Source organism: Streptomyces sp. NPDC030840 (assembly GCF_055572015.1).
The window spans coordinates 252,249-274,460 of record NZ_JBVIEE010000009.1 but is presented as its reverse complement, the minus strand read 5'-3'; the positions used below and the strand labels follow the sequence as shown (position 1 = coordinate 274,460).

Genomic DNA, 22,212 nt, shown 5'->3' with positions numbered 1-22,212 from the left:
ACGGCGGGAGGGCATGGCTCTGCCCGGTTCGTTCATCTCAGGGGATCCTTCGCGGGTTTCGCGGGGCACCAGGATGCTGGACAGGCGGAACGCCGACAGTGTGCACGTCGTGAACGAGTGCGCACAGGAGTGCCGCTGGACAGGAGCAACCTCTGAGACAACCTGCCACGAGGCCGTATCCCGTCAAGTGCGAGGCAGCGACCCGTCACCCACACGGGGAGGGCGCTCCGCGCAGGTCTGAACCTGGCCGAAAACGTGAGGCAGGCGAAGGCGCCGAACCGGCGAACCGTTCCCCGCTCGCTCGGTGCTCTCGTCAACCAGCAGTTCCGGGACAAGGACGAGGACGAGGACGACGAGAACGGGACGGGGACGGACGGTTCGCCCGGCTCCGCAGGCGGCGCGGGCGGCGCACGGCCACCCACAGCCACCGTCACCGCCACGCCCGGCCGCGAGAGCGGCGGCGGCTCCGGCACCGCTCCGAGCGCCGGCCCCACCAAACCCGCGACGAAACCCGCCACCCCGCCGTGGATCTCCCAGTGCACGTACTACTCCGGCACCGAGCTGGCCCGGTTCGGCGACAGGAACCAGCGGGTCACCCAGGTCCAGTGCATGCTGCTCGAGCGCGGCCACAGCCTCGGCGCGGCAGGGGTGGACGGCCAGTTCGGGAACGACACCCTGTCGGCGGTCAAGCAGTTCCAGGGGGCGAAGGGGCTGGACGTCGACGGCGAGGTGGGACCCAACACGTGGGCCGCGCTGCGCGGTTCGACGTGATGCCGTACCGGGGGCCAGGCGCACCCCGGTACGGCATCGGCGTCAGGCAGGCGCGTCAGTGGAAGAAGTGCCGCGTCCCCGTGAAGTACATCGTGATGCCCGCCTTCTGCGCGGCCTCGACGACCAGTTCGTCACGGACGGAACCGCCGGGCTGCACGATCGCCTTCACGCCGGCGGCGCTCAGGACATCGATGTTGTCCGGGAACGGGAAGAACGCGTCCGACGCCACGAACGAACCGCGTGCGCGCTCGGCACCGGCGCGCTCCACCGCCAGCTTGCAGGAGTCCACGCGGTTGACCTGCCCCATGCCGACGCCGACCGAGGCGCCGTCCTTGGCGAGCAGGATCGCGTTGGACTTGACGGCGCGGCACGCCTTCCAGGCGAAGGCCAGCTCGGCCAGTTCCTCGCCGGTGAGCGCCTCACCGGTCGCCAGGGTCCAGTTCGCGGGGTCGTCCCCGTCGGCCTGGAGGCGGTCGGTGACCTGGAGCAGCGCGCCGCCGTCGACGGGCTTGAGCTCGACCGGGTTGGACGGGCCGGTCGGCGCCTTCAGCACCCGGATGTTCTTCTTCTTGGTGAGGGCCTCCAGCGCGCCGTCCTCGTAGTCGGGCGCCACGATGACCTCGGTGAAGATCTCCGCGACCTGCTCGGCCATCTCCTTGCTGACCGGCCGGTTGACGGCGATGACCCCGCCGAACGCCGACAGCGGGTCACAGGCGTGCGCTTTGCGGTGCGCCTCGGCGACGTCCTCGCCGATCGCGATGCCGCAGGGGTTGGCGTGCTTGATGATCGCCACGCACGGCTCGTCGTGGTCGTACGCGGCACGGCGCGCGGCGTCCGTGTCCGTGTAGTTGTTGTACGACATCTCCTTGCCGTGCAGCTGCTCGGCCTCGGCGAGGCCACCCGTGCCGGAGACGTACAGCGCGGCGGGCTGGTGCGGGTTCTCGCCGTAGCGCAGGGTGTGCGCGCGCTGCCAGGTGGCGCCGACGAAGTCCGGGAACTGACTGTCGTCCACGGGCGCGTAGGAGGAGGCGAACCAGGAGGCGACGGCGACGTCGTACGCGGCCGTGTGCTGGAAGGCCTCGGCCGCGAGCCGCTTGCGGGCCGCGAGGTCGAAGCCGCCGTCCTTGAGGGCGGACAGGACGTCGCCGTACCGGGCCGGGCTGGTGACCACGGCGACGGACGGGTGGTTCTTGGCGGCGGCCCGCACCATGGACGGCCCGCCGATGTCGATCTGCTCCACGCACTCGTCGGGAGTGGCGCCCGAGGCGACGGTCTCACGGAACGGGTAGAGGTTGACCACGACGAGATCGAACGGCTCGACCCCGAGCTCGGCGAGCTGCCGCTGGTGGTCCTCCAGGCGCAGGTCGGCGAGGATGCCCGCGTGGACCTTGGGGTGGAGGGTCTTGACCCGGCCGTCCAGGCACTCGGGGAAGCCGGTGAGCTCCTCGACCTTGGTGACGGGGACGCCGGCGGCCGCGATACGGCCGGCCGTGGAACCTGTGGAGACGAGCTCCACACCCGCCTCGTGCAGCCCACGCGCGAGCTCCTCGAGCCCGGTCTTGTCGTAGACGCTGACGAGCGCCCGGCGAATCGGCCTCTTGTTGCTCTCGGCGGTCACTGGATAACTACCTTTCGTCCCTCAATGCGATAGCCGTTGCGGGCGAGCCGCCCCACGACATCGACGAGCAGCCTTCGCTCGACTTCCTTGATGCGCTCGTGCAGAGCACCCTCGTCGTCCTCGTCCCTGACCTCGACCACGCCCTGAGCGATGATCGGCCCGGTGTCGACGCCGTCGTCGACGAAGTGGACGGTGCATCCGGTGACCTTGGCGCCGTACGCGAGCGCGTCGCGGACGCCGTGGGCGCCGGGAAAACTGGGGAGGAGGGCGGGGTGCGTGTTCACGAACCGCCCGCCGAACCGCGCCAGGAACTCCTTGCCCACGATCTTCATGAACCCGGCGGAGACGACGAGGTCCGGCTCGTGGGCGGCCACGGCCTCGGCGAGGGCGGCGTCCCACTCCTCACGGGTCGCGTAGTCCTTCACCCGCCGTACGAAGGTCGGCAGTCCGGCGCGCTCGGCGCGGGCGAGCCCCTCGATGCCACCGCGGTCGGCGCCGACGGCCACGATCTCGGCACCGTAGGCCTCGGCACCCACCTCGTCGATGGCATCCAGCAGCGCCTGCAGATTGGTCCCGGATCCGGAAACCAGGACGACAAGGCGCCTGGCCGCGGACTTGACCACGGGCTCGGCCACGGCGGGGCCCTTTCTCGGGGAGTCTCTCGGGAAGTCTTTTGTACGGTCGTACGAATGCTTCGCGCCCCCTGATACGGGGAAGTCTACGAAGCGGTCGACCGTCAGCAACGATACCGGCACACCGGACGGCCCCCACGGGACGGGGGCGTGGCCGGAAGGTACCGTCTGGGAAGCATCCGCCCGGGGAACGCAGTTCGGCGAGGAGAGCGAGGGGAACGCCTCGCTCGCCCGGCACGTTGACCAAGGACGGGTGCGAACGTTCCAGCAGCGCCGCGGAACCGACGCTCCAGCAGCACCGCAGTACCGACGGACCGGTTCCGGACGTACTGGTCCCAGTACTGATTCCAAGGGGAAGACGCACACCTGATGCCGGACCGCAGCCTCCGACTTCCACCGCTCCTGCTGCGCGAGCGGCGTTCCTCGCCCACCCCGCCGCGGGAGAGCGAGGGCACGCCCGAAACCGGTCAGGAGGACAAGGAGGGCAAGGGCGGGCGTGGGGCGCAGACCCCGGCCGACGACAACCCCTTCGCTCCGCCGCCGGAGGGCACGCCCGACCGCCCGTGGCAGCCGCGCCGCCCCGAGAGGGGACAGGGAGGGGACGACGGCGAAGGGCACTCCCCCTGGGGCAGCCAGTGGAGCGACCGCCAGCCCGGCCGGTCGAGCGGCGGCGGCTTCGGCGACCGCCCCCGTCCCTCCGGTGGCGGGCAGGGCGGCCCCGAGGGGGGTCCGGGCGGTCCCGGCCTGCGCTGGGACCCGACGGATCCGTCCCAGCGCCGCGCGCGCTACGCCCTGCTCGCCGGCATGTGGGCGTTCTTCTTCTCCCTCTTCAGCTGGCCGTACGTGGCGCTGCTGCTTGGCGCGCTGGCCCTCTACTGGGGCATCAGCGCGCTGCGCGCCAAGCCGCCCCGCCCGGACCCCGACGCTCCGGCCTCCGACCCGAACGCCCGCCCCCAGACCACGGCGGCGATCAGCGGACTGGTGACCGCCTCGCTCGCGCTGGCCATGGTGGCCGCGACCTTCACCGCCCAGCTGGTCTACCGCGACTACTACGCCTGCACCAACGACGCCCTCACCACCGCCTCGAAGCAGTCCTGCGAGAAGCTCCTGCCGGAGGAACTCCGCGGCGTCCTGAGCACCCGCTGACGCGGGCTGCCGGGGCCTGTCTGACAGACCCTAGGGATGGGCACGGTCCGGTGGGTCCGCGGGTGACGCGGCCCTGCGGAGGGCAGCCCAGCGGGCCTCGCGGGAGGCGTCGTCGTGCCAGGGGGAGCCCATGGGGTCGAGGGGGACGGGGTCGAGGGGGAGGAAGTCGTAGGGCTCGATGCCGGGGGCGGGGCGCGGAGTCCCGCTGGTTCCGGCTCCGGTGGCTCCGGCTCCGGTGGCTCCGACTCGGATGGGTCCGACTCGGGCGGACCGGCTGCCCCGCCACAGCGCGCGAAGGCCGGGAACCCGTCGGCCGGCGGAGGGGCCGGGCACCTCGGAAGGCTTGGCCGCCTTGCGGAGCCTGGGAGCGCTGGGGGCCTTCGGGGCGCTGGGGGCCCTCGTAGCGTTGGGCTCCCTCGCCGCCCCCTCTGGCACCTCGGGCGCATCCCGCTCCTCCGGCGCCTCCGGCGTTCTGATCGGCGTGGGTACTCCGGCCGGCTGGGGCACCCCCGAGGTCCCCCCGCCCGCCGACCGCCGCACACCGGGCACACGACTCCCTGGGCGCCCCTTCTCCTGCCGCCGCGACCCTCCACACGCCCCCAGCGCCACCGGCACCCCCACGGCCACCGTCCAGGCCACCACGGCGGCCCCCACCTGCCACCACACCGGCCCCACATGGGCCAGCGCGACCGTGCCGAGGCTGCCGGACGACAGTGCGGTCAGGCCGGCGAGGAGCAGACCGCACAGGACGGACGCGAGGACCGTCGTGGCGCAGGTCCGGCCACGGGTCCAGGACGCGCGGCGGCCGGCCGATCCCACCCACCAGCCGAGAGTCGCCCCCGCGGCCAGCGGCACCGCACCGGCCGACGCCCACTCCGCCGCGTGCGCACCGCCACCCGGCACCGCCGCCAGGAGGGGGAAGGACGGCAGGAGGGGATCGGGAGGGGTCGTCGACAGCGGTGCCGCCACATGCGCCGCCCCCAGCGAGAAACCGGGCCCGAGGGCGTACGCCGCGCCCCACACCGCCGCGTTCGGCAGCAGCGCCACACACAGCAGCACAACGGCGCAACGGCCCGACCACACCTCCGTCAGCTGGAGCAGGGAGTCCCGCGCCGCGCCCGCGTGCCACGCCAGCGACGCGGCGACCAGCATCCCGCCCCCGGCGACCAGTACCCCCGCCCCCGCCCCCGCCGCCCGACCGGCGACCATGAGGCGCCCGCGCGTCTCCGGCTTCAGGGCCCGGCCGAGCCACGCGGACAGCTGACCGGCGGGGCGCCCGTACGCCGACCACACGCCCGCCCCCGCCACAGCCCCCGCGAGCAGCGGTACGCAGACGACGGCCCACGCCAAGGAGGGCCGCAGCGTTCCGCCGGCGGCGTACACCGTGACCGCCCCGCCGACGGTCACGTAACCGGCCACGACGCCCGCCCACGTCGTCCAGGCAGTCCGGCCCGCACGGGGGACACGGGGCGCACGGGGCGCGGCCTCCGCCTCGTCCACCGCGTCTCGCGCCGCCCGCTGGACGAGCCCCACGGGCAGCGCGAGCAGCAGCAGCGGAGTGACGCCGACCGGCGCGGGCACGCCGGACAGTGTCTCGGTGCGGACGAGTTCGACTCCGTGGGCCAGCAGCCACAGGGCCGCCGCCACGTGCAGCGCACCGCCCGGCCCGCTGTCGGGGTACGGCGAACTGACCCACAGCACCGTCACCAGCACGGCGAACGCACCGAGCCCGAGCCCCGCCGCGACGGCTCCCCCCAGCAGCCCGGCCCCCAGCGCCGACGGCCACCTCCACGGCGAGCGGCGGGCGCGGTGGGGCGGCCTGTCGTGGTGGGGCGGAATGTCGCGGTGGGGGGACTCGCTCACGTGCGTCACGGCCCCATGCTGCCAACGACACGCGCTCAAGCGACGTAACGGCGGAATCACGGATGTGTCGCTCAAAATGCTCTTATGTGCTTTTCGGTACAGAGGGCCTTCCCATGACCCAGAGCTCCGGAGCGTCGTCCACCCAGGCCATCGAGCCGCCGATCGAGGATGAGCCCTCGCCCGGGGCTGCCGACCCGGCGGTTCGGGTCGCCGAATGGTACGAACTGACACCCATCGAGGCCGCGGAACCGGTGCCCCCGTCCGGTCCCCTGACACCGGCCCAGGCCTTCGACGCCCTCTACGCGTTCTGCGCCCCGTCCCTCGTACGGCAGACCTACATGCTGACGGGCCGGCGCGCGCTGGCCCGCGAATCGGTGGAACGCGCCTTCCAGCTCGCCTGGCAGCGCTGGCCCGAGGTGGCCGTGGACCGCGACCCCATGGGCTGGGTGCGGGCCGCGGCACACGAGTACGCGCTGGCCCCCTGGCACCGCCTCCGCCCCCGCCTGTGGCGCACCGACACCTGGCGCGCCCCCGTGCTCTCCGCCTCCCTCGACGAGACGAGCACCGCCCACACCGACCGCGCCCTCATCCACGTACTCCTGGAGCTGCCGCCCCCGTACCGGCGCGCGGTGCTGCTGTACGACGGCCTCGGCCTGGACCTGCCCGACACGGCGGCCGAGACCGAGGCGAGCACCCCCGCCACGGCGGGCCGTGTGCTGTACGCGCGGGAGGCGGTCGCCGCGCGGCTGCCGGAGCTGGCGGACCCCGAGGAGTTGCAGCGCCGGCTCGCCGACGCCGCGAACGGGGAGGGCCCGTGGGTCGTCAGGCCGTGCTCCCCGGCCGCCGCGCGCCTTCGCGGCGAACGCCGTGCCCGCCGCTGGGTCCACGCGGCCACCGCCTTCGCGGCCCTCCTCCTCACCACGACCACGTTCGCCGTCCACACCACCCCCGGCCACTACGAACCCCCGGTGCCTTCGGGCGCTCCGGTCCGCGGAGTCCCGCCGAGAGGCGCCCTGGGCCCGCTCTCGCAGGAGCAGCTGGATCTCCGGGCCCGGCTGAGATCGGCAGCGGCCGGCGGTCCCGAGCGGCTGGTCCCGGAAAGCAGGTGACCCGCGCCCCGCATCACGGCGCCGCTCCGGGAAACGCCGGTGGGCTCGTACCCCGAGGGGTACGAGCCCACCTGTTCAGGCTTCGTGCCGGGCAGGCCGGCCGGCGAGGCCGTACTCAGCTGCCGAGGATGGCCCGTGGCTCAGCTGCCGAGGATGGCCCGCGCGAGCTTCGCCGTCTCGGTCGGGGTCTTGCCGACCTTGACGCCCGCGGCCTCCAGGGCCTCCTTCTTCGCCTGGGCGGTGCCCGACGAACCGGAGACGATGGCGCCCGCGTGCCCCATGGTCTTGCCCTCGGGGGCGGTGAAGCCGGCGACGTAGCCGACGACCGGCTTGGTCACGTTGGCCTTGATGAAGTCGGCCGCGCGCTCCTCGGCGTCGCCACCGATCTCACCGATCATCACGATCAGGTCGGTGTCGGGGTCGGCCTGGAACGCGGCGAGCGCGTCGATGTGGGTGGTGCCGATGATCGGGTCACCGCCGATGCCGACGCAGGAGCTGAAGCCGATGTCGCGCAGCTCGTACATCATCTGGTACGTCAGCGTGCCGGACTTCGAGACCAGGCCGATACGGCCCGGCTTGGTGATGTCGGCCGGGATGATGCCGGCGTTCGACTGACCCGGGGTGATCAGGCCGGGGCAGTTCGGGCCGATGATGCGGGTCTTGTTGCCCTTCTCCTGCGCGTACGCCCAGAAGGAGGCCGTGTCGTGGACCGCGATGCCCTCGGTGATGACGACCGCGAGCGGGATCTCGGCGTCGATGGCCTCGACGACCGCGTCCTTGGTGAACTTCTCCGGGACGAAGATGACCGTGACGTCGGCGCCGGTCTTCTCGATCGCGTCGGCGACCGAGCCGAACACGGGGATCTCCGTGCCGTCGAAGTCGACGGTCTGGCCGGCCTTGCGGGGGTTCACGCCACCGACGATGTTCGTGCCGGAGGCCAGCATGCGCTTGGTGTGCTTCTGGCCCTCGGAGCCGGTCATGCCCTGGACGATGACCTTGGATTCCTTGGTGAGGAAGATAGCCATGGTGTTCTGTGACCTCGTCCCTTACTTCGCGGCAGCAGCCAGCTCGGCGGCCTTGTCGGCCGCGCCGTCCATGGTGTCCACCTGCTGCACGAGCGGGTGGTTGGCGTCGTTGAGGATCTTGCGGCCCAACTCGGCGTTGTTGCCGTCGAGGCGCACGACCAGCGGCTTGTTGACCTCTTCGCCCTTGCTCTTGAGGAGCTCCAGGGCCTGCACGATGCCGTTGGCGACGGCGTCGCAGGCGGTGATGCCGCCGAAGACGTTCACGAAGACGGACTTGACGTCCGGGTCGCCGAGGATGATCTCCAGGCCGTTCGCCATGACCTCGGCGGAGGCGCCACCGCCGATGTCGAGGAAGTTGGCCGGCTTGACGCCCTTGTGGGCCTCACCGGCGTACGCGACCACGTCGAGGGTGGACATGACCAGACCGGCACCGTTGCCGATGATGCCGACCTCGCCCTCGAGCTTCACGTAGTTGAGGCCCTTGGCCTTGGCCGCGGCCTCGAGCGGGTTGGCCGCCGCCTTGTCCTCGAACTCCTCGAACTCCGGGTGGCGGAACTCGGCGTTCGCGTCCAGGGAGACCTTGCCGTCGAGGGCGATCACGTCACCGGAGGCGACCTTGGCGAGCGGGTTCACCTCGACGAGGAGGGCGTCCTCCTTGACGAAGACGTCCCAGAGGGTGACCAGCACGTCGGCGACCTTGTCGGCGACCTCGGCCGGGAACTGGGCCGCGGCCACGATCTCCTGCGCCTTCTCCTTGGTGACACCGTTGTTGGAGTCGACCGGGATCTTGGCGAGCTTCTCGGGGGTCGTCGCGGCGACCTCCTCGATGTCCATGCCACCGGCGACGGAGGCCATGGCCAGGAAGGTGCGGTTCGTACGGTCGAGGAGGTAGGAGACGTAGTACTCCTCGACGATCTCCGGAGCCGTCTCGGCGATCATCACCTTGTGGACCGTGTGGCCCTTGATGTCCATGCCGAGGATGTCCGTCGCGCGGGCGACGGCCTCATCCGGGGTGGCGGCCAGCTTGACGCCGCCGGCCTTGCCGCGACCACCGACCTTCACCTGGGCCTTGACGACCGACTTGCCGCCCAGCCGCTCGGTGATCTCGCGCGCCCCCTCAGGCGTGTCGATGACTTCACCGGCCAGCACCGGTACACCGTGCTTGGCGAAGAGGTCCCTCGCCTGGTACTCGAACAGGTCCACGCGCTTCCGTCCCTATCAGTGATCTAGCGGTTCGTTGGATGCGTGGGCGTGCCGCGAAGGGCAACGTGACGTCCGCTGTAGTCACAAGGGAGGCGCACACGGTGTCCGAGCGCGCGGCATGTCCGTCTCGCAGGTTATCCCCGCTCGCGGCGCCTCCCTAAATCAGGGGTCACACCCGAGCGGTGATACCTGTCACATGATGCCGAGCTCACTGGCACGGCGTGCCACAGGTGCGGGGCCTCACCGGGCTGGGGTTGACCCGGTGAGACCCCTCAAGGCCCTCCAATGGCTCTGAAAGGCCCAGGGCGGGGTGGTCCCCACCCCAATGGGGACCACTCACCGCCCTCCGCCGGGATGGGGTTGGACACGGCCGACGGCTTCGGCCGCCCGCGGTACGGCCGATGGATTCGGCCGCCCGGTTGCCTCCCGGTGGAGCTGGTCGCGGTGCACGGGCTCACGCCCGCGCGCGCCTGATGTCAGGCGCCGTACGGGGCGTTCGGCAGGTAGCCGGGCGTGATCGACCCGGCGACGCCCCCGACACCGCTGACGGCGTTGCCGGCGAGCGGGCGGCCATCGGCCTGGACGGTGCCGGTGAGGTCCTGCGCGAACGGCGCGGCCTGGCCGGCCACGGGGGCGACCTCGCCGACCACGTTCCGCGCGAACGGCTGGACATCGCCCGTCACGCCGTACGCGAGGTGCGTCGCGCCCCCGCCGATGCCCGCCACGACGGGCTGCGCATAGCCGACGACGGTGTCGGCGTACGCGGCGACGGTGCCCACGGCCGGCCGCACGTCCGAGACCGTGCCGTACGCGAACGGCGCGACGTCGTCCGCGACGAGCCCCTCCGCGAACGGTCCGACCTGCTCCTGGACGAGCCCCGTGGCCAGCGGCGGAACCTCACCGGCGACGTTCCGCGCGAACGGCCGCACGTCGCCCGTCACGCCGTACGCGAGGTGGGCCGCGTCTCCGGCCGTCTGCCCGGCGACGGGCACCACGCCGTCCACGGCGGTGTGGGCGACCGGCGGGAGCACGGAGCCGGTGGCGTCGCCGGCGACCTGGCCCGCGGCACCGGTCGCGTACGGCTGGAGACCCGCGGCGGCCTGCCCGGCGAGGGCGGTGCCGTCACCGGTGACGCCGTACGTGAGGGTGCCGGCGTTGGCCGTGAGGCCGTGGGTGAGTGTGTCGGCGTTCGCGGTGAGGCCGTGGGTGAGTGTGTCGGCGTTCGCGGTGAGGCCGTGGGTGAGCGTGTCGGCGTTCGCGGTGAGGCCGTGGGTGAGCGTGTCGGCGTTCGCGGTGAGGCCGTGGGTGAGCGTGTGGGCGTTCGCCGTGGCCTGACCGGCGAGGGTGTGCGCCTGGGCGGCGGCCTGACCGGCGAGGGTGTGCGCCTGGGCGGCGGCCTGACCGGCGAGGATCTGCGCCTGGTGGACGGCCTGACCGGCGAGCGCCGTCGCGTCGGCCTCGGTCTGCGCGGCGAGCGTCTGCCCCTGGACGGCGGCCTGCTCGGCGAGCGTTGTCGCGTCGGCCTGGGTCTGGTGGGCGAGTGTGCCCGTGTGGGCCGTGATCCGGCCGGCCAGGCCGGTGGCGTTGCCCGCGGCGTGGCCGGCGACCGGGGTGACGCCGTCGACCGCGGTGCCGGCGACCGGCGGCACGACGGCGACGGTGGTCTCGTCGACGACCGGGGTGACCGTGGCCGGGATACCCGCGACCGTGCCCGTGATGTGGTTCGGGACGGCGGAGACCGTGCCCTGGGCGGCGGTCGTGACAGTGGTGGCCCGGGTCCGGAGCTGTCCCTCGGCCGCGCCGGCCGCGTCGGTGAGGCGGGCCTCGGCACCGGTGGCGGCGGCGTGGAGGGCGGTCCGCAGGGCCCCCGCCGTGCGGTCGGCGCCCGAGGTGGTGGCCTGGACCTTCCGCTGGACCGCTCCCTCCGCGGTCGCCTTCGTGGCCCGCAGGCGGGTCTGCGCGGCGGCGAGTGCCTCCTCCAGCTCCGGGGCGAACGCGCCGAGGGGACCGAAGAGGTAGTCGATCTCGTCCCCGGGCCTGCCGGCGTCGGCGGCCGTGGCCCCCGCGTGCTGCTGTGCTTCGGCCGCGGCACCGGTGACCGTCTTGGCCGCCTTCGTGGAGAGGGACGTGGCCTGGGAGAGGTGCGCGGACCGGGAGACGTCGGCGTCCAGGTAGCGGCGGGCCTGGTCGGCGGTCCGGGTGGGCGTGGCGGTGGCCTGTGCGGCGGCCTTGCCTGCGGTCTTCTTGGCGGTGGCGGTGGTGTCGGTCACTGTGGCACTCGCCTTGGACCCGGCCTCTGCCGCGGTACCCGTGGCGGTGTCCGTCACGCCGGCGACGGTGTCCGTCACCTCGGTGACGACCCCGCCCACGGTGTCGGTGACCGTGCCGAGCGTGTCCCCGGTGTCGGCGGTGTCGACGGTGTCCCCGGTGTCGGCGGTCACGTCGAGCGCGGTCACGGCCGAGGGGTGCAGCTCGTCCGCGCTGGCCATGCTCGATCCGAGCGCCCACGCGCCGGTGACCCCGGCGGCTATCACGATCGAACGGCGGATGTTCTTGTTCATGCGTGCGTCAAATCCTTCGGCATTCCCTGCGTCGCGGTGCGCGCGACCTCAGGGGTTACGGGATTGCGGTGTACGGGACTTGGGGAACCGGTCGGTCGCCGCGCGCTCCGCGGGCTCGGGAGGGCCGAGACGACGGCGCTCCGGTGCCGTGGTGTCGGCCAGGGCTCCGATGCGGGGTTCGGCTGCGCTTCCGTCTCGCCGCGGCGTCGGCGCTGTCCTTGCGGCGCGTTCCGGTTCCGGTGGCGTACGTCCGGGGGTCGAAGGGTGCCCGGACGGCGGGCAGACCTGTTCCGCCCCCGCGCGACAGGTCTGGCGGGGGAAGCGGCTGCGCTAGCCGGGGAACTCGGGGATGTCCCGGTGCCTGTCCCGGGTCCCGTCCGCGGCGACGGCCGCGGTGACACCGGGCACGAGGCTCATCGGTGCCCGGTGGTCGAGGGTGACGGCGTGCGGCTCACCGTGCCGCGACCCGCCGTTGTCGACGGCCGAATGCCGGGTGAGCGCGCCTGTCGGGTCGCCCGGCGCCTGGTGCGCGGGCGCCCGTGCGGTGTCCGCGCCGTGGAGGGCGCGGGACGAGTGGGACACGGCGAGCTCCGTGCCGTGCGTGAACCGCGGTCCGTACGCCAGCCCGAACCGTGCTGCCGGCCGTGCCTCCGCGCCGTCACCGTCACCGTGCTCGGTGGCGTCCCGCTCGGGCGCCGCGCCACCGGGCTGCTGCGGTGCCGTGCCGATCGGCAGGGTGTCCGCCGGGATTCCCGGCAGGCCGGGCACCTCGGGGAGGCCGGGCGCTTCCGGAGCACCGGGCGCTTCGGGAACACCGGGCAGCGACGGGAACTGTGAGGATCCGCCGGACAGTCCGTCGGCCAGTCCGGCGGCCAGCCCGTCGGTCACCGTCTCGACGAGATCACCGACGGGGTTCAGGACTTGCTCGGTGACCGGCCCTACGACGTTTCCCGCGACGGGCCGCAGGATGTGCTCGTCGACCGGCCGCACCACGCGCGCCCCCACCGGCCCTACGACACGACCGACGGCGCCGGTGACAGCGGTCACCGTGCCGGTGGTGACCGTGTCAGTGGTGGCGGTGCCGGTGATGGCGGTGCCGGTGATGGCCGTGCCGGTGGGCGTGGTCGCGGCGTCGGCCGCCGGGTGACGGGGAGCGGGAGCGGTGATTTCGCCTGTCGGCTCGGCACCGTCCTCCGCGTGCGTTGCGGAGCTCTTCGCAAGGCTCTGCCCAGTGCCCGTTACGCCGCCCTCCACGGGGACGGCTTGCATCACGGGCCGAACGGCCTCCGACGAGGTGGGCACCGCGACCGTCACCGACCCCGGCGACGCCCCGTCCGCCGCGTGCGCCTGCTCCCCGCAGAGGAACCCCAGCGCGAACAACCCGCCCACCAACAGCACGACCTGCAGCACACGCCGCCCGGCCGCCCCGCGCATCGCACGCAGAACGGCACTGGCACCAGGCAGTGCGGCTGACTGAGTCACAACGGGGAGAGCCCTCCCATGGAGCGGAACGACGGCGTCCGACACAGCGGAAGCGGCACGAGACGGTGTGTGCCGACGATCCCGGCGAACTGTTCGAGGACGGTGAAGACGTGTTGCCGATCCTCGCACGGAAGTCCCGAGGTTGCGCAAGCCCCCCGTTACCGATGGGTAGTCATGTCGCTTTCTCAATCGTCCTTACGCCTTCTCCCGCCTTCTCACGCACTGCCCGGTATCGGTTCACCTGCTTCCGGGGAGGATGCCCCGGCGTTCACGCCGGGGCCCGTCTCACGCGGTGTCCGGGATCGGCAGCGGCCGCTTCTCGATGGCCGCCGCCATGACCTCGGGGAAGAGGTCCGGCGTGCACGCGAACGCCGGTGCACCCAGGGCCGCGAGAGCCGCCGCGTGCTCCCGGTCGTACGCGGGCGCCCCTTCGTCGGACAGCGCGAGCAGCGTCACGAACTGCACGCCCGACGCCTTCATCGCCGCCACCCGCTTCAGCATCTCGTTGCGTATTCCGCCCTCGTACAGGTCGCTGATCAGCACGACCACTGTCTCGGCGGGCCGGGTGATCTGCGACTGGCAGTACGCCAGCGCCCTGTTGATGTCCGTGCCCCCGCCGAGCTGGGTGCCGAACAGGACGTCGACCGGGTCGTCCAGCTGGTCCGTGAGGTCGACTACGGCCGTGTCGAAGACGACGAGCCGGGTGTTGATGGACCGCATGGACGCGAGCACGGCCCCGAACACCGAGGCGTAGACGACGGAAGCGGCCATCGAGCCCGACTGGTCGATGCAGAGGACGACCTCCTTCTTCACCGACTGCGACGCCCTCCCGTACCCGATGAGCCGCTCGGGCACCACTGTCCGGTACTCCGGCAGGTAGTTCTTCAGGTTGGCGGCGATCGTGCGGTTCCAGTCGATGTCGTGGTGGCGGGGGCGGCTGACACGGGCGCTGCGGTCGAGTGCGCCGGTGAGGGTGGCCCGCGTGCGGGTGGCGAGCCGCTTCTCCAGGTCCTCGACGACCTTGCGCACCACGGCCCGCGCGGTCTCCTTGGTCGTCTCGGGCATCGCCTTGTTGAGGGAGAGCAACGTGCCGACGAGATGGACATCGGCCTCCACCGCCTCCAGCATCTCCGGCTCCAGCAGCAGCGCGGACAGCCCGAGCCGGTCGATGGCGTCCCGCTGCATGACCTGCACGACGGACGAGGGGAAGTACGTCCGGATGTCCCCCAGCCAGCGCGCCACCGACGGTGCCGACGCCCCGAGCCCGGCGGAACGCTCCCGCCCCGACTGCGGCTTGTCGCCCTTCCCGTAGAGCGCGGTGAGCGCACCGTCCATGGCCGCGTCCTGCCCGGAGAGCGCGCACCCGGTGCCGTCGGCCGCGTCACCGCCGAGCACGAGCCGCCATCGCCGCAGCCGCTCGTCACCGCCGGCCGGCTGATCGGCCACCGCTGCTCCGCTCGCCGTACACGCATCCCCACCCGTGTGCGTGTCCGCACTCATCGGCCCACCCCCGCGAGGTCGTTGACGCCCGTCGTCCCGCTGTCCTCCTGGCTCGTGTGCGTCTGGTCCAAGCCCAGGAGCAGACGCAGCACCGGCAGCACCGCGTCCGCCCGCTCGGTGTCGAGCTCGGTCGCGAACCCCGGTATCCCCGAACCGGCGGCCCACTCACCCGTCCGGGCTCCCGGCCCGCGCCGGACCAGCTCGCCGAGGGTTCGCCGAACCCCTGGCTCGTACGCGGAGAACGTCCTCCGCAGCAACGGAAGCACGTCGGTGAACGCATCCTGCGGTACCCCGGTCAGCCACGCGTCCACCAGCCCGAGCAGCCGCTCGTCGTGCACCAGCAGCATGCCGCCGCCGGCCCCGCCCCCGACGAACCCCTCGATCCACGCGGCCGCGTCGGCCGGCTCCGTCCCCGGCGACAGCACCAGCGCCATCAGCCGGGCGGCCTCGTCCTGCGCCAGCTCCCCGTCGTCCAGGAGGAGGCGCACAGCCCTGCCCCGGACGACGCCGGGAACGGTGTCGCGTCCGGAGAGGACCCGCAGCACGGAGCGCCAGCGGGCCCGCAGGTCGCCGTGCGTCTCCGCGGCGGCCTCGGCCAGCAGCCCGACCGCGCCGTGCACGGCGTCCACATGACGGCGCATCACCTCAGCCGCCTCCGCGTCGAGCGCGGCGCACGCGGGCGGGAGGCCGACGAAGACGCGCTCGGCGAGACCGGCCGCTACCTCGGCGAGGGCGCGCGTGTCCGTGGCACGGACATCGCCGTAGCGGAGGGAGCGGACCAGCGCGGGGAGCGCCTGGGCGAGGTGGCCGACGTCCGCGTCGAGCGCGGCACGGTCGGCGAGGACTCGCATCACCACGGGGAGCGCGTCCGGGAGTTCGGCGAGGAGGCAGCGCTCGGCGAGCCCGGTGACGTCGGCGAGCGACTGCGCGGCCACGGCGTCCGCCTCGGCCTTGGCGGTCGCCGCCGAGAGCACCGTCGTGCCCCACACCCCGGCCTCGGCCACCCGCACCGACAGCTCCGGCTCCCAGCGCAGCCGCCAGGTCTCCCGGAACGTGCCCGTGCTGCCGCGCGAGGCCGCGGGTTCACCCCACTCGACGCGGAGCAGCCGCAGGCGGTGGAGGAGGAGGCTGCGCCCGGCGTCGTTCTCCTTGCGCAGATCGAGCTCCAGCTCCCGCTCCAGTGCCTCCGGCTTCAGCCTCAACTTCCGCTGGATCCGGGCGAGGTCCCGCTGCAACGGCACCGCCGGCGCCGCGGCCGGAACCTCCCCCAGGACGTCCCCGACGACGAGCCGGTCGCGCACGAGGTCCAGTGGCACGTCCGAGCCCTCGCACATCACCGCCCGTACGGCGTCGGTGGTCTCCGTGAGTCCCGGCAGCGGGCGCCCGCGCATGGCCGCCAGTGTCTCGGCGAGCCGCACCGCCTCGATGACGTGTGCCGAGGAGACGATCCGGTCCTCCTCCCGCAGCAGCCCGGCCACCTTGGTCATCCACCGCTCGACCGGCCGGTCGGTCACGCCGAACAGGTGCCCGTACCAGCCCGGCGAGTCGATGCCCGCGCCGTACCCGCTGACCCGGGACAGCCGCCGATGCGTCCACGGCACCCAGGTCATGTCCACCCTGACCTTGGGCAGCCCCTTCAGCAGCGCCCGGTCGGCGGCCACGGTGTGCTTCTCCCGCAGTGCGGGCACGTGCCACGCACCGCACACCACGGCGACGCCCTCCCCGGATTCCTTCTGCGCGACCCGCACCTGGAGCCGCATGTACGCCTCGCGCACCAGGTCGCGGTCATGGCCGCCGGTCCCGTACGCCTCCCGCAGTGCCCCCATGGCCTCCCCGAGCGCCGCGAACGGCGCGAACACGTCCCCACCCGTGCCCCTGTGCTCGACCACGTCCTCCCACCACCGCTCGGGGTCGTCGTATCCGGCGGCTTCGGCGAAGGCGGCGAGGGGGTCGACACGGACGGCTTCCCCGGGCTCCCCCGCCCCGGTGGGCCCATCGGGGCCGGTCGACTCCTCCTCTTTGCGCCACGCCAGCGTGTGTGTCGCGGGGAGGTCGATGAAGCGGACCGGGACCTGGTGCTCCAGCGCCCAGCGAATGGCCACCCACTCCGGCGAGAACTCCGCCAGCGGCCAGAAGGCCGAGCGGCCCGGCTCGTCCACCGCGTGGGCGAGGAGCGCGACCGGCGGCCGCATGCCCTCGTCGGCGGCGAGCGGGATCAGGACGTCCGCCTCGGGTGGGCCCTCGATGAGGACGGCCTGTGGGCGCGCCGCCTCCAGCCCGGCCCGCACCGCCCGGGCCGACCCCGGGCCGTGGTGCCGTACGCCGAGCAGCAGCGGCCCGTCACCGTACGCCCGCTCTCGCGGCGGTGTCTCCTCTGCGTCGGTCACAAGCTCCCCCAGGATCCCCAGCCGCTGTTCTCCGGACCGAGCCCCCAACCGGGGTCGGCCGTACCGGCCTTGCCGCCTCCCGGGCGGGGCGCGGGCCGTGCGCTCTGCCTCTGTTGCGCGCTCACGCGCTCACCTCCCGGCAGGCCCGGTAGAAGTCCGACCAGCCGTCGCGCTCGCGCACGACCGCCTCCAGGTACTCCTGCCAGATGACGCGGTCGGCCGCCGGATCGCGGACGACGGCGCCGAGGATGCCGGCGGCGACGTCCGAGGCGCGCAGGACTCCGTCGCCGAAGTGGGCCGCCAGGGCGAGCCCGTTGGTGACGACCGAGATGGCCTCGGCCGTCGACAGGGTGCCGCTGGGCGACTTCAGCTTCGTACGGCCGTCGGTCGTCACGCCGTCGCGCAGCTCGCGGAAGACGGTGACGACCCGGCGGATCTCGTCGATGCCGTCCGGTGCGGCCGGCAGGTCCAGGGAGCGGCCGATCTGGTCGACGCGTCGCGAGACGATGTCGACCTCGGCGTCGGCGCTCTCCGGCAGTGGCAGCACGACCGTGTTGAAGCGGCGGCGCAGGGCGCTCGACAGGTCGTTGACCCCGCGGTCGCGGTCGTTGGCCGTGGCGATCAGGTTGAAGCCGCGGACGGCCTGCACTTCCTGCCCCAGCTCCGGTATCGGCAGCGTCTTCTCGGACAGGATGGTGATCAGCGTGTCCTGGACGTCGGCGGGGATGCGGGTCAGCTCCTCGACGCGGGCGGTCATGCCCTCGGCCATGGCCCGCATGACCGGGCTCGGCACGAGGGCGTCGCGGCTGGGGCCGTGGGCCAGCAGCTGCGCGTAGTTCCAGCCGTAGCGGATCGCCTCCTCCGGCGTACCCGCGGTGCCCTGCACCAGCAGTGTGGAGTCGCCGCTGACGGCCGCGGCCAGGTGCTCGGACACCCACGTCTTCGCCGTGCCCGGCACGCCGAGGAGCAGCAGGGCGCGGTCGGTGGCGAGCGTGGTGACGGCGACCTCGACGATGCGGCGCGGGCCCACGTACTTCGGTGTGATCACCGTGCCGTCCGGCAGCGTGCCGCCGAGCAGGTATGTCGCCACGGCCCACGGCGACAGCTTCCAGCGGGTGGGGCGCGGCCGGTCGTCCTGCTCGGCCAGCGCGGCGAGTTCGGCGGCGAAGGCGTGCTCGGCATGCGGGCGCAGAGCCTCGGCCCCGGTCTGTTCCGCGGGCGTGTGCCCGCTCGTGCGGTCGCCCGCGTCCGTGTGCGCGTTCGCGGGCGCGGACTGGTTCCGGCTCTCGTCGACGGATGTCGGGTCTACGGAAACAGGCATGACTGACTCCCCCTCCAGCTGGGCCTCTTCCGGCCGCTTCGGATCTGGTGTCCACCGTGCACCACGCCACTGACAATGCGTCCTGACCTGCGCAGATGTGCTCGCGGAGGCCGATTGTCAGTGGTGGGTCCTACCTTCGATGACATGACTCAGCAGGGGGTGCGCTGGACGGCTGAGCAGGTGCTGGCTTTGGCACCTGACGCCGCGTCGCGCAAAGCGGGAAGCAAACTCGGCGCGGCCGGGCCGTGGTCGGAGGCGGGCAGTTCTGACGAGGGGACGGTATGGGGACTGTGCAAGGGCAGTGGCAGCAAGCCGTATCAGACGGTCATCGACGTCGCGGACTCCAGTGGGCCCGCGTACAAGTGCAGTTGTCCCAGCCGCAAGTTCCCGTGCAAGCACGCGCTGGGGCTGCTGTTGCTCTGGGCGGGCGAGGACGGCTCGGTAGCGCGTGCACAGGCGCCGGACTGGGCGGAGCAGTGGATCACCGGGCGCCGGCGGCGCACGGAGGAGAAGAGGACGACGACGGGCGGGGCATCTGGGGGCGCGTCGGGCGATCCGGAGGCGGTGCGCCGCAGGGCGGAGCGACGTGCCGCCCGGATCACCGCGGGGGCGACGGAGCTGGAGCAGCGGCTGTCGGATCTGCTGCGGGGTGGTCTGGCGGCGGCCGAGCGGGCGGGGTACGGGCTGTGGGAGGAGACCGCGTCCCGCATGGTCGACGCGCAGGCGCCCGGACTTGCGGCGCGGGTGCGTGAGTTGGGGGCGATACCGGGTTCGGGTCCCGGCTGGCCGGTGCGGTTGCTGGAGGAGTGCTCGCTGCTCCACCTCCTCGACGAGGGGTGGCTGCGGCGTGAGGACCTGCCGGAGGGCCTCGCGGCGACGGTCCGTTCCCGGGTCGGCCTGTCCGGCTCGGCGGACGGCTCCCCCGTGCGCGACCGCTGGCTGGTCCTCGCCCAGTACGACACGGCGGACACCCGCCTGACCACGCGCCGGATATGGCTGTACGGCGCCGAATCCGGCCGTACGGCGCTGCTCCTCTCCTTCGGAGCGGCAGGCCGTGCCCCGGAGTTGACGCTGCCGATGGGACTCGCCTTCGAGGCGGAGGTGTTGCCGTACCCGGGTGCGGGACAGGTGCGGGCCGCTCTGGGCGAGCGGTTCACCGCGCCCGAGCCCTCGGCGATACGCCCCCTGGGGGGAACCCCGGCTCAGGCCGCGGCTCGTTACGGCGAGGCGCTGCGTGACGATCCATGGCTGGACTCGGTCCCGGTCACTCTGTCCAGGGTCGTCCCGGTCCCGGACGGCGACTCCTGGCAGCTGTGCGACGCGGACGGCGACAAGGCGCTCCCCCTGTCCTCCTCCGCCCGCGCCCGCCCCGGCCTGTGGCGCCTCGTCGCACTCTCGGGCGGCGCTCCGGTCACGGTCTTCGGCGAGTTCGGCCACCACGGCTTCACACCACTGACGGCCTGGCCGGAGGGGGCGGGGGCGGCGGTGGGGCTGTGCTGAGGGAGAGGAGTTGCCGCCTGAGGTGAGACGGCGCGTGAGGTGAGACGGCGCGTGACGAGCCGGGTGTGGCGCCCGTGCCCGGCTCGTCCGCTCCGCGCCTGGCGCCCAGCCGGCGGGCCGGCGGGCCGCACAACAAGACACGTGCGACCGACCGCACCAGTGAGAAACACGAACGGAGGGAGCTTCATGAACAGCATCTCGGCCCATGCGCGGAGCCCGTGGGAAGAACTCGTCACCGTAGCCCTGCTCGGAACCGATCGGCGTGCGGCGCCCGGGTCCGCGTCCGGGCGGGAGGCGCCGGTGGCGTTGCTGGACGCGGCGGCGGTGGAGACCGTGCGTCGCAGGGCGGGGATACGGCCCGCGCGGGCAGCGGCGCGGCCGGAGCCCGCCGCGCCGGATCCGCGTCCGCCACTGCCGCCGGCCGCGGCGCGCAGGCTCGCGCAGTTCCTGGCCGACCGGCCCGGCGCGGGCGGCGGAGGACGCAGGGGTACGGCGCCCGACCTCATGGAGCTGCTGCCGCAGTGGCTGGCGCTGGCGAACGCACGCGGGTTCGCGGCACCGCCCGAGGCGCTGCCCGCCCTCCTGGACACGGCACGGGGCCGGACCGACCTGCGCCCGGCAGCCCTGGCCTTCGCGGGTCCGCGCGCCCTGTGGCTGGCCCGGCTGAACCCGGACTGGCGCTTCGCGCTGCGGGCCGCACCGGGACGCGGCACCGATCTGCCGGGCCCGGGCGAGACCGACCGGATCGGGCGCCTGTGGCAAGAAGGGTTGTTCGCGGAGCGGGTCGCGCTCCTGGCGGGGATACGGGCACAGGAGCCCTCGGCCGCGCGCGAGTTGCTGGAGTCGACGTGGGCGACGGAGCGGGCCGAGGACCGGCTCATGTTCCTGGACTCGCTGCGGACGGGCCTGGGCGCGGACGACGAGCCGTTCCTGGAGCGTGCGTTGACGGACCGGAGCCGGAACGTGCGAGCGACGGCGGCGGAGTTGCTGTCCGCGCTGTCGGGTTCGGCGCTCGCCGCGCGGATGGCGGCCCGGGCGGGGGCATGCGTGGCTGTCGACCGCACGCGGGACGTGCCCACGATCGTGGTGGAGGCGCCGCACGAGTGCGACGCCGGCATGGAACGCGACGGGGTCGCGCCCAAGGCTCCGGCCGGGCGTGGTGAACGCTCATGGTGGCTGGGCCAGTTGGTGGAGGCGGCGCCTCTTGCGGTGTGGTCGTCACGGCTCGGGGGGCGTACGGCCGAGGAGATCGTGGCCCTGCCGGTGGCGGACGACTGGCAGGGAGAGCTGCACGCCGCGTGGTGCCGGGCGGCGGTGCGGCAGCGGGACGCCGGCTGGTCCAGGGCGCTCCTGGGCTCGCCGTCCGCTCCCGAGGCAGCGGGGCCGGGTGCGGTGTCGCTGGCCGAGCGGGCCAAGCTCCTGGCGACGTTGGGTGCCGGCGAGCGGGCGGAGTGGGTGGCGGGGTTCATAGCGACGCACGGGCTGTCGGAGGCGTTCCAGTTGCTCGGTGTCTGTGCGGTGCCGTGGGCGCCTGCTCTGGGCGGCGCGGTGGTGGACGCGCTGAACATCGCGCGGGACGCGGGCAGCTACCCATGGAGCTTCAGCGGCGTGATGGGGCTCGCCGAGCGCTGCCTGTCCCCTTCGGAGGCGGCACGTCTGGACGCCCTGACGGCCACCCCCGAGGAGCAGGAGAACGCGTCTCCGGGTGCCGGCGGCTACTGGTCCGAGGCCTTCCAGCGCCTCGTCACGACGTTGCGTCTGCGGGCGGCGATGGAGGAGGAGCTGAGGAGCTGACCCCGCGGCGGCGGCCACCCGTCCACGGGGAACCGCACACCGAGAGGCCGAGTCGGAATGCCGGCTCGAGGGACCGAACCGAAACACCGCACCGAGGAGTCGGAGGACTAGGGCCTGTCGTTTGGATCATGCCGGCTCGGGCGAGGGCTTCTCATGACCTCCGGTGAGCGGGGCTTGGTGCGTGCAGCCGCAAGGCGGAGAAGGGCGTCAACGCGATGGGGGTCCCCCCGCTCGAGCGCAGCCGAGAGTGGGGGAGTTGGCAACCGACGACAACGCCGCAGATGTGCGTGCCAAGCCCCG

At 73.3% G+C, this 22,212-nt stretch carries 15 protein-coding genes; 5 read left to right on the top strand and 10 right to left on the bottom strand.

Translation table 11 applies throughout. The annotated features are described in order from the left end of the window. Nucleotides 1-255 precede the first annotated feature (255 nt). Entirely contained in the window at nt 256-771 is a 516-nt protein-coding gene (locus ACZ49J_RS21670) for a peptidoglycan-binding domain-containing protein (protein ID WP_467450115.1), read from the top strand. A gap of 55 nt (nt 772-826) precedes the next feature. Here ACZ49J_RS21670 and purH read toward each other — a convergent pair whose 3' ends face one another. Then, the gene (gene purH, locus ACZ49J_RS21665; protein ID WP_467450114.1) at nt 827-2,389 is read right to left on the bottom strand and encodes a bifunctional phosphoribosylaminoimidazolecarboxamide formyltransferase/IMP cyclohydrolase; all 1,563 of its coding nucleotides are present in this window, start codon (nt 2,387-2,389) and stop codon (nt 827-829) included. Further along, complete coding sequence (gene purN, locus ACZ49J_RS21660) at nt 2,386-3,024, bottom strand: phosphoribosylglycinamide formyltransferase (RefSeq protein ID WP_467450113.1); 639 nt, start codon at nt 3,022-3,024, stop codon at nt 2,386-2,388. The genes purH and purN overlap by 4 nt, the downstream gene beginning before the upstream one ends. Before the next feature lie 366 nt (nt 3,025-3,390). Here purN and ACZ49J_RS21655 point away from each other — a divergent pair, with 366 nt between their 5' ends. Beyond that, a complete protein-coding gene (locus ACZ49J_RS21655; RefSeq protein ID WP_467450112.1) occupies nt 3,391-4,167 on the top strand; it encodes a hypothetical protein in 777 nt (258 codons plus the stop codon). 30 nt (nt 4,168-4,197) lie between these two features. Here the strand turns inward: ACZ49J_RS21655 and ACZ49J_RS21650 are convergent, their stop codons facing one another. Beyond that, a complete protein-coding gene (locus tag ACZ49J_RS21650) occupies nt 4,198-6,039 on the bottom strand; it encodes a cell division protein PerM (protein WP_467450111.1) in 1,842 nt (613 codons plus the stop codon). 104 nt (nt 6,040-6,143) lie between these two features. Here ACZ49J_RS21650 and ACZ49J_RS21645 point away from each other — a divergent pair, with 104 nt between their 5' ends. Beyond that, a complete protein-coding gene (locus ACZ49J_RS21645; protein ID WP_467450110.1) occupies nt 6,144-7,139 on the top strand; it encodes a SigE family RNA polymerase sigma factor in 996 nt (331 codons plus the stop codon). A gap of 140 nt (nt 7,140-7,279) precedes the next feature. On the opposite strand, the gene sucD is transcribed toward ACZ49J_RS21645, so the two are convergent. The 7 genes from sucD to ACZ49J_RS21610 all read right to left on the bottom strand — a co-directional run bounded on the left by sucD (nt 7,280) and on the right by ACZ49J_RS21610 (nt 18,618). After that, on the bottom strand, nt 7,280-8,164 hold the full coding sequence (sucD, locus tag ACZ49J_RS21640; RefSeq protein ID WP_467450109.1) for a succinate--CoA ligase subunit alpha: 885 nt from the start codon (nt 8,162-8,164) through the stop codon (nt 7,280-7,282). Between the two features lie 21 nt (nt 8,165-8,185). Beyond that, nucleotides 8,186-9,367 (bottom strand): ADP-forming succinate--CoA ligase subunit beta, encoded by a 1,182-nt coding sequence (gene sucC / locus ACZ49J_RS21635; RefSeq protein WP_467450108.1) that lies wholly within the window; start codon nt 9,365-9,367, stop codon nt 8,186-8,188. A 476-nt stretch (nt 9,368-9,843) separates the two neighbouring features. Then, complete coding sequence (locus ACZ49J_RS21630) at nt 9,844-11,928, bottom strand: hypothetical protein (RefSeq protein WP_467450106.1); 2,085 nt, start codon at nt 11,926-11,928, stop codon at nt 9,844-9,846. Nucleotides 11,929-12,258: 330 nt separating this feature from the next. Further along, complete coding sequence (locus ACZ49J_RS21625; RefSeq protein WP_467450105.1) at nt 12,259-13,362, bottom strand: hypothetical protein; 1,104 nt, start codon at nt 13,360-13,362, stop codon at nt 12,259-12,261. A 333-nt stretch (nt 13,363-13,695) separates the two neighbouring features. Further along, nucleotides 13,696-14,910, bottom strand: coding sequence for a VWA domain-containing protein (locus ACZ49J_RS21620; RefSeq protein WP_467450103.1), 1,215 nt, complete (start codon nt 14,908-14,910; stop codon nt 13,696-13,698). Then, nucleotides 14,907-17,297: a DUF5682 family protein gene (locus ACZ49J_RS21615; RefSeq protein WP_467450101.1), complete on the bottom strand. Its 2,391-nt coding sequence runs from the start codon at nt 17,295-17,297 to the stop codon at nt 14,907-14,909. The genes ACZ49J_RS21620 and ACZ49J_RS21615 overlap by 4 nt, the downstream gene beginning before the upstream one ends. Before the next feature lie 121 nt (nt 17,298-17,418). Next, entirely contained in the window at nt 17,419-18,618 is a 1,200-nt protein-coding gene (locus ACZ49J_RS21610; RefSeq protein WP_467450099.1) for an ATP-binding protein, read from the bottom strand. 144 nt (nt 18,619-18,762) lie between these two features. Between ACZ49J_RS21610 and ACZ49J_RS21605 the strand changes: the two genes are divergently transcribed. Continuing rightward, nucleotides 18,763-20,118 carry an SWIM zinc finger family protein gene (locus tag ACZ49J_RS21605; protein ID WP_467450096.1) on the top strand — a complete coding sequence of 452 codons (1,356 nt, stop codon included), beginning with the start codon at nt 18,763-18,765 and terminating at the stop codon, nt 20,116-20,118. A gap of 186 nt (nt 20,119-20,304) precedes the next feature. Continuing rightward, nucleotides 20,305-21,912: a DUF5691 domain-containing protein gene (locus tag ACZ49J_RS21600; protein WP_467450094.1), complete on the top strand. Its 1,608-nt coding sequence runs from the start codon at nt 20,305-20,307 to the stop codon at nt 21,910-21,912. Nucleotides 21,913-22,212 lie beyond the last annotated feature (300 nt).

Coding starts and splice junctions, on each gene's coding strand:
- ACZ49J_RS21655 (WP_467450112.1), top strand. CDS start 3,391: ATGCCGGACCGCAGCCTCCGACTTCCACCGCTCCTGCTGCGCGAGCGG.
- ACZ49J_RS21630 (WP_467450106.1), bottom strand. CDS start 11,928: ATGAACAAGAACATCCGCCGTTCGATCGTGATAGCCGCCGGGGTCACC.
- ACZ49J_RS21645 (WP_467450110.1), top strand. CDS start 6,144: ATGACCCAGAGCTCCGGAGCGTCGTCCACCCAGGCCATCGAGCCGCCG.
- ACZ49J_RS21610 (WP_467450099.1), bottom strand. CDS start 18,618: ATGCCTGTTTCCGTAGACCCGACATCCGTCGACGAGAGCCGGAACCAG.
- ACZ49J_RS21600 (WP_467450094.1), top strand. CDS start 20,305: ATGAACAGCATCTCGGCCCATGCGCGGAGCCCGTGGGAAGAACTCGTC.
- ACZ49J_RS21605 (WP_467450096.1), top strand. CDS start 18,763: ATGACTCAGCAGGGGGTGCGCTGGACGGCTGAGCAGGTGCTGGCTTTG.
- sucD (WP_467450109.1), bottom strand. CDS start 8,164: ATGGCTATCTTCCTCACCAAGGAATCCAAGGTCATCGTCCAGGGCATG.
- ACZ49J_RS21620 (WP_467450103.1), bottom strand. CDS start 14,910: ATGAGTGCGGACACGCACACGGGTGGGGATGCGTGTACGGCGAGCGGA.
- ACZ49J_RS21625 (WP_467450105.1), bottom strand. CDS start 13,362: ATGCGCGGGGCGGCCGGGCGGCGTGTGCTGCAGGTCGTGCTGTTGGTG.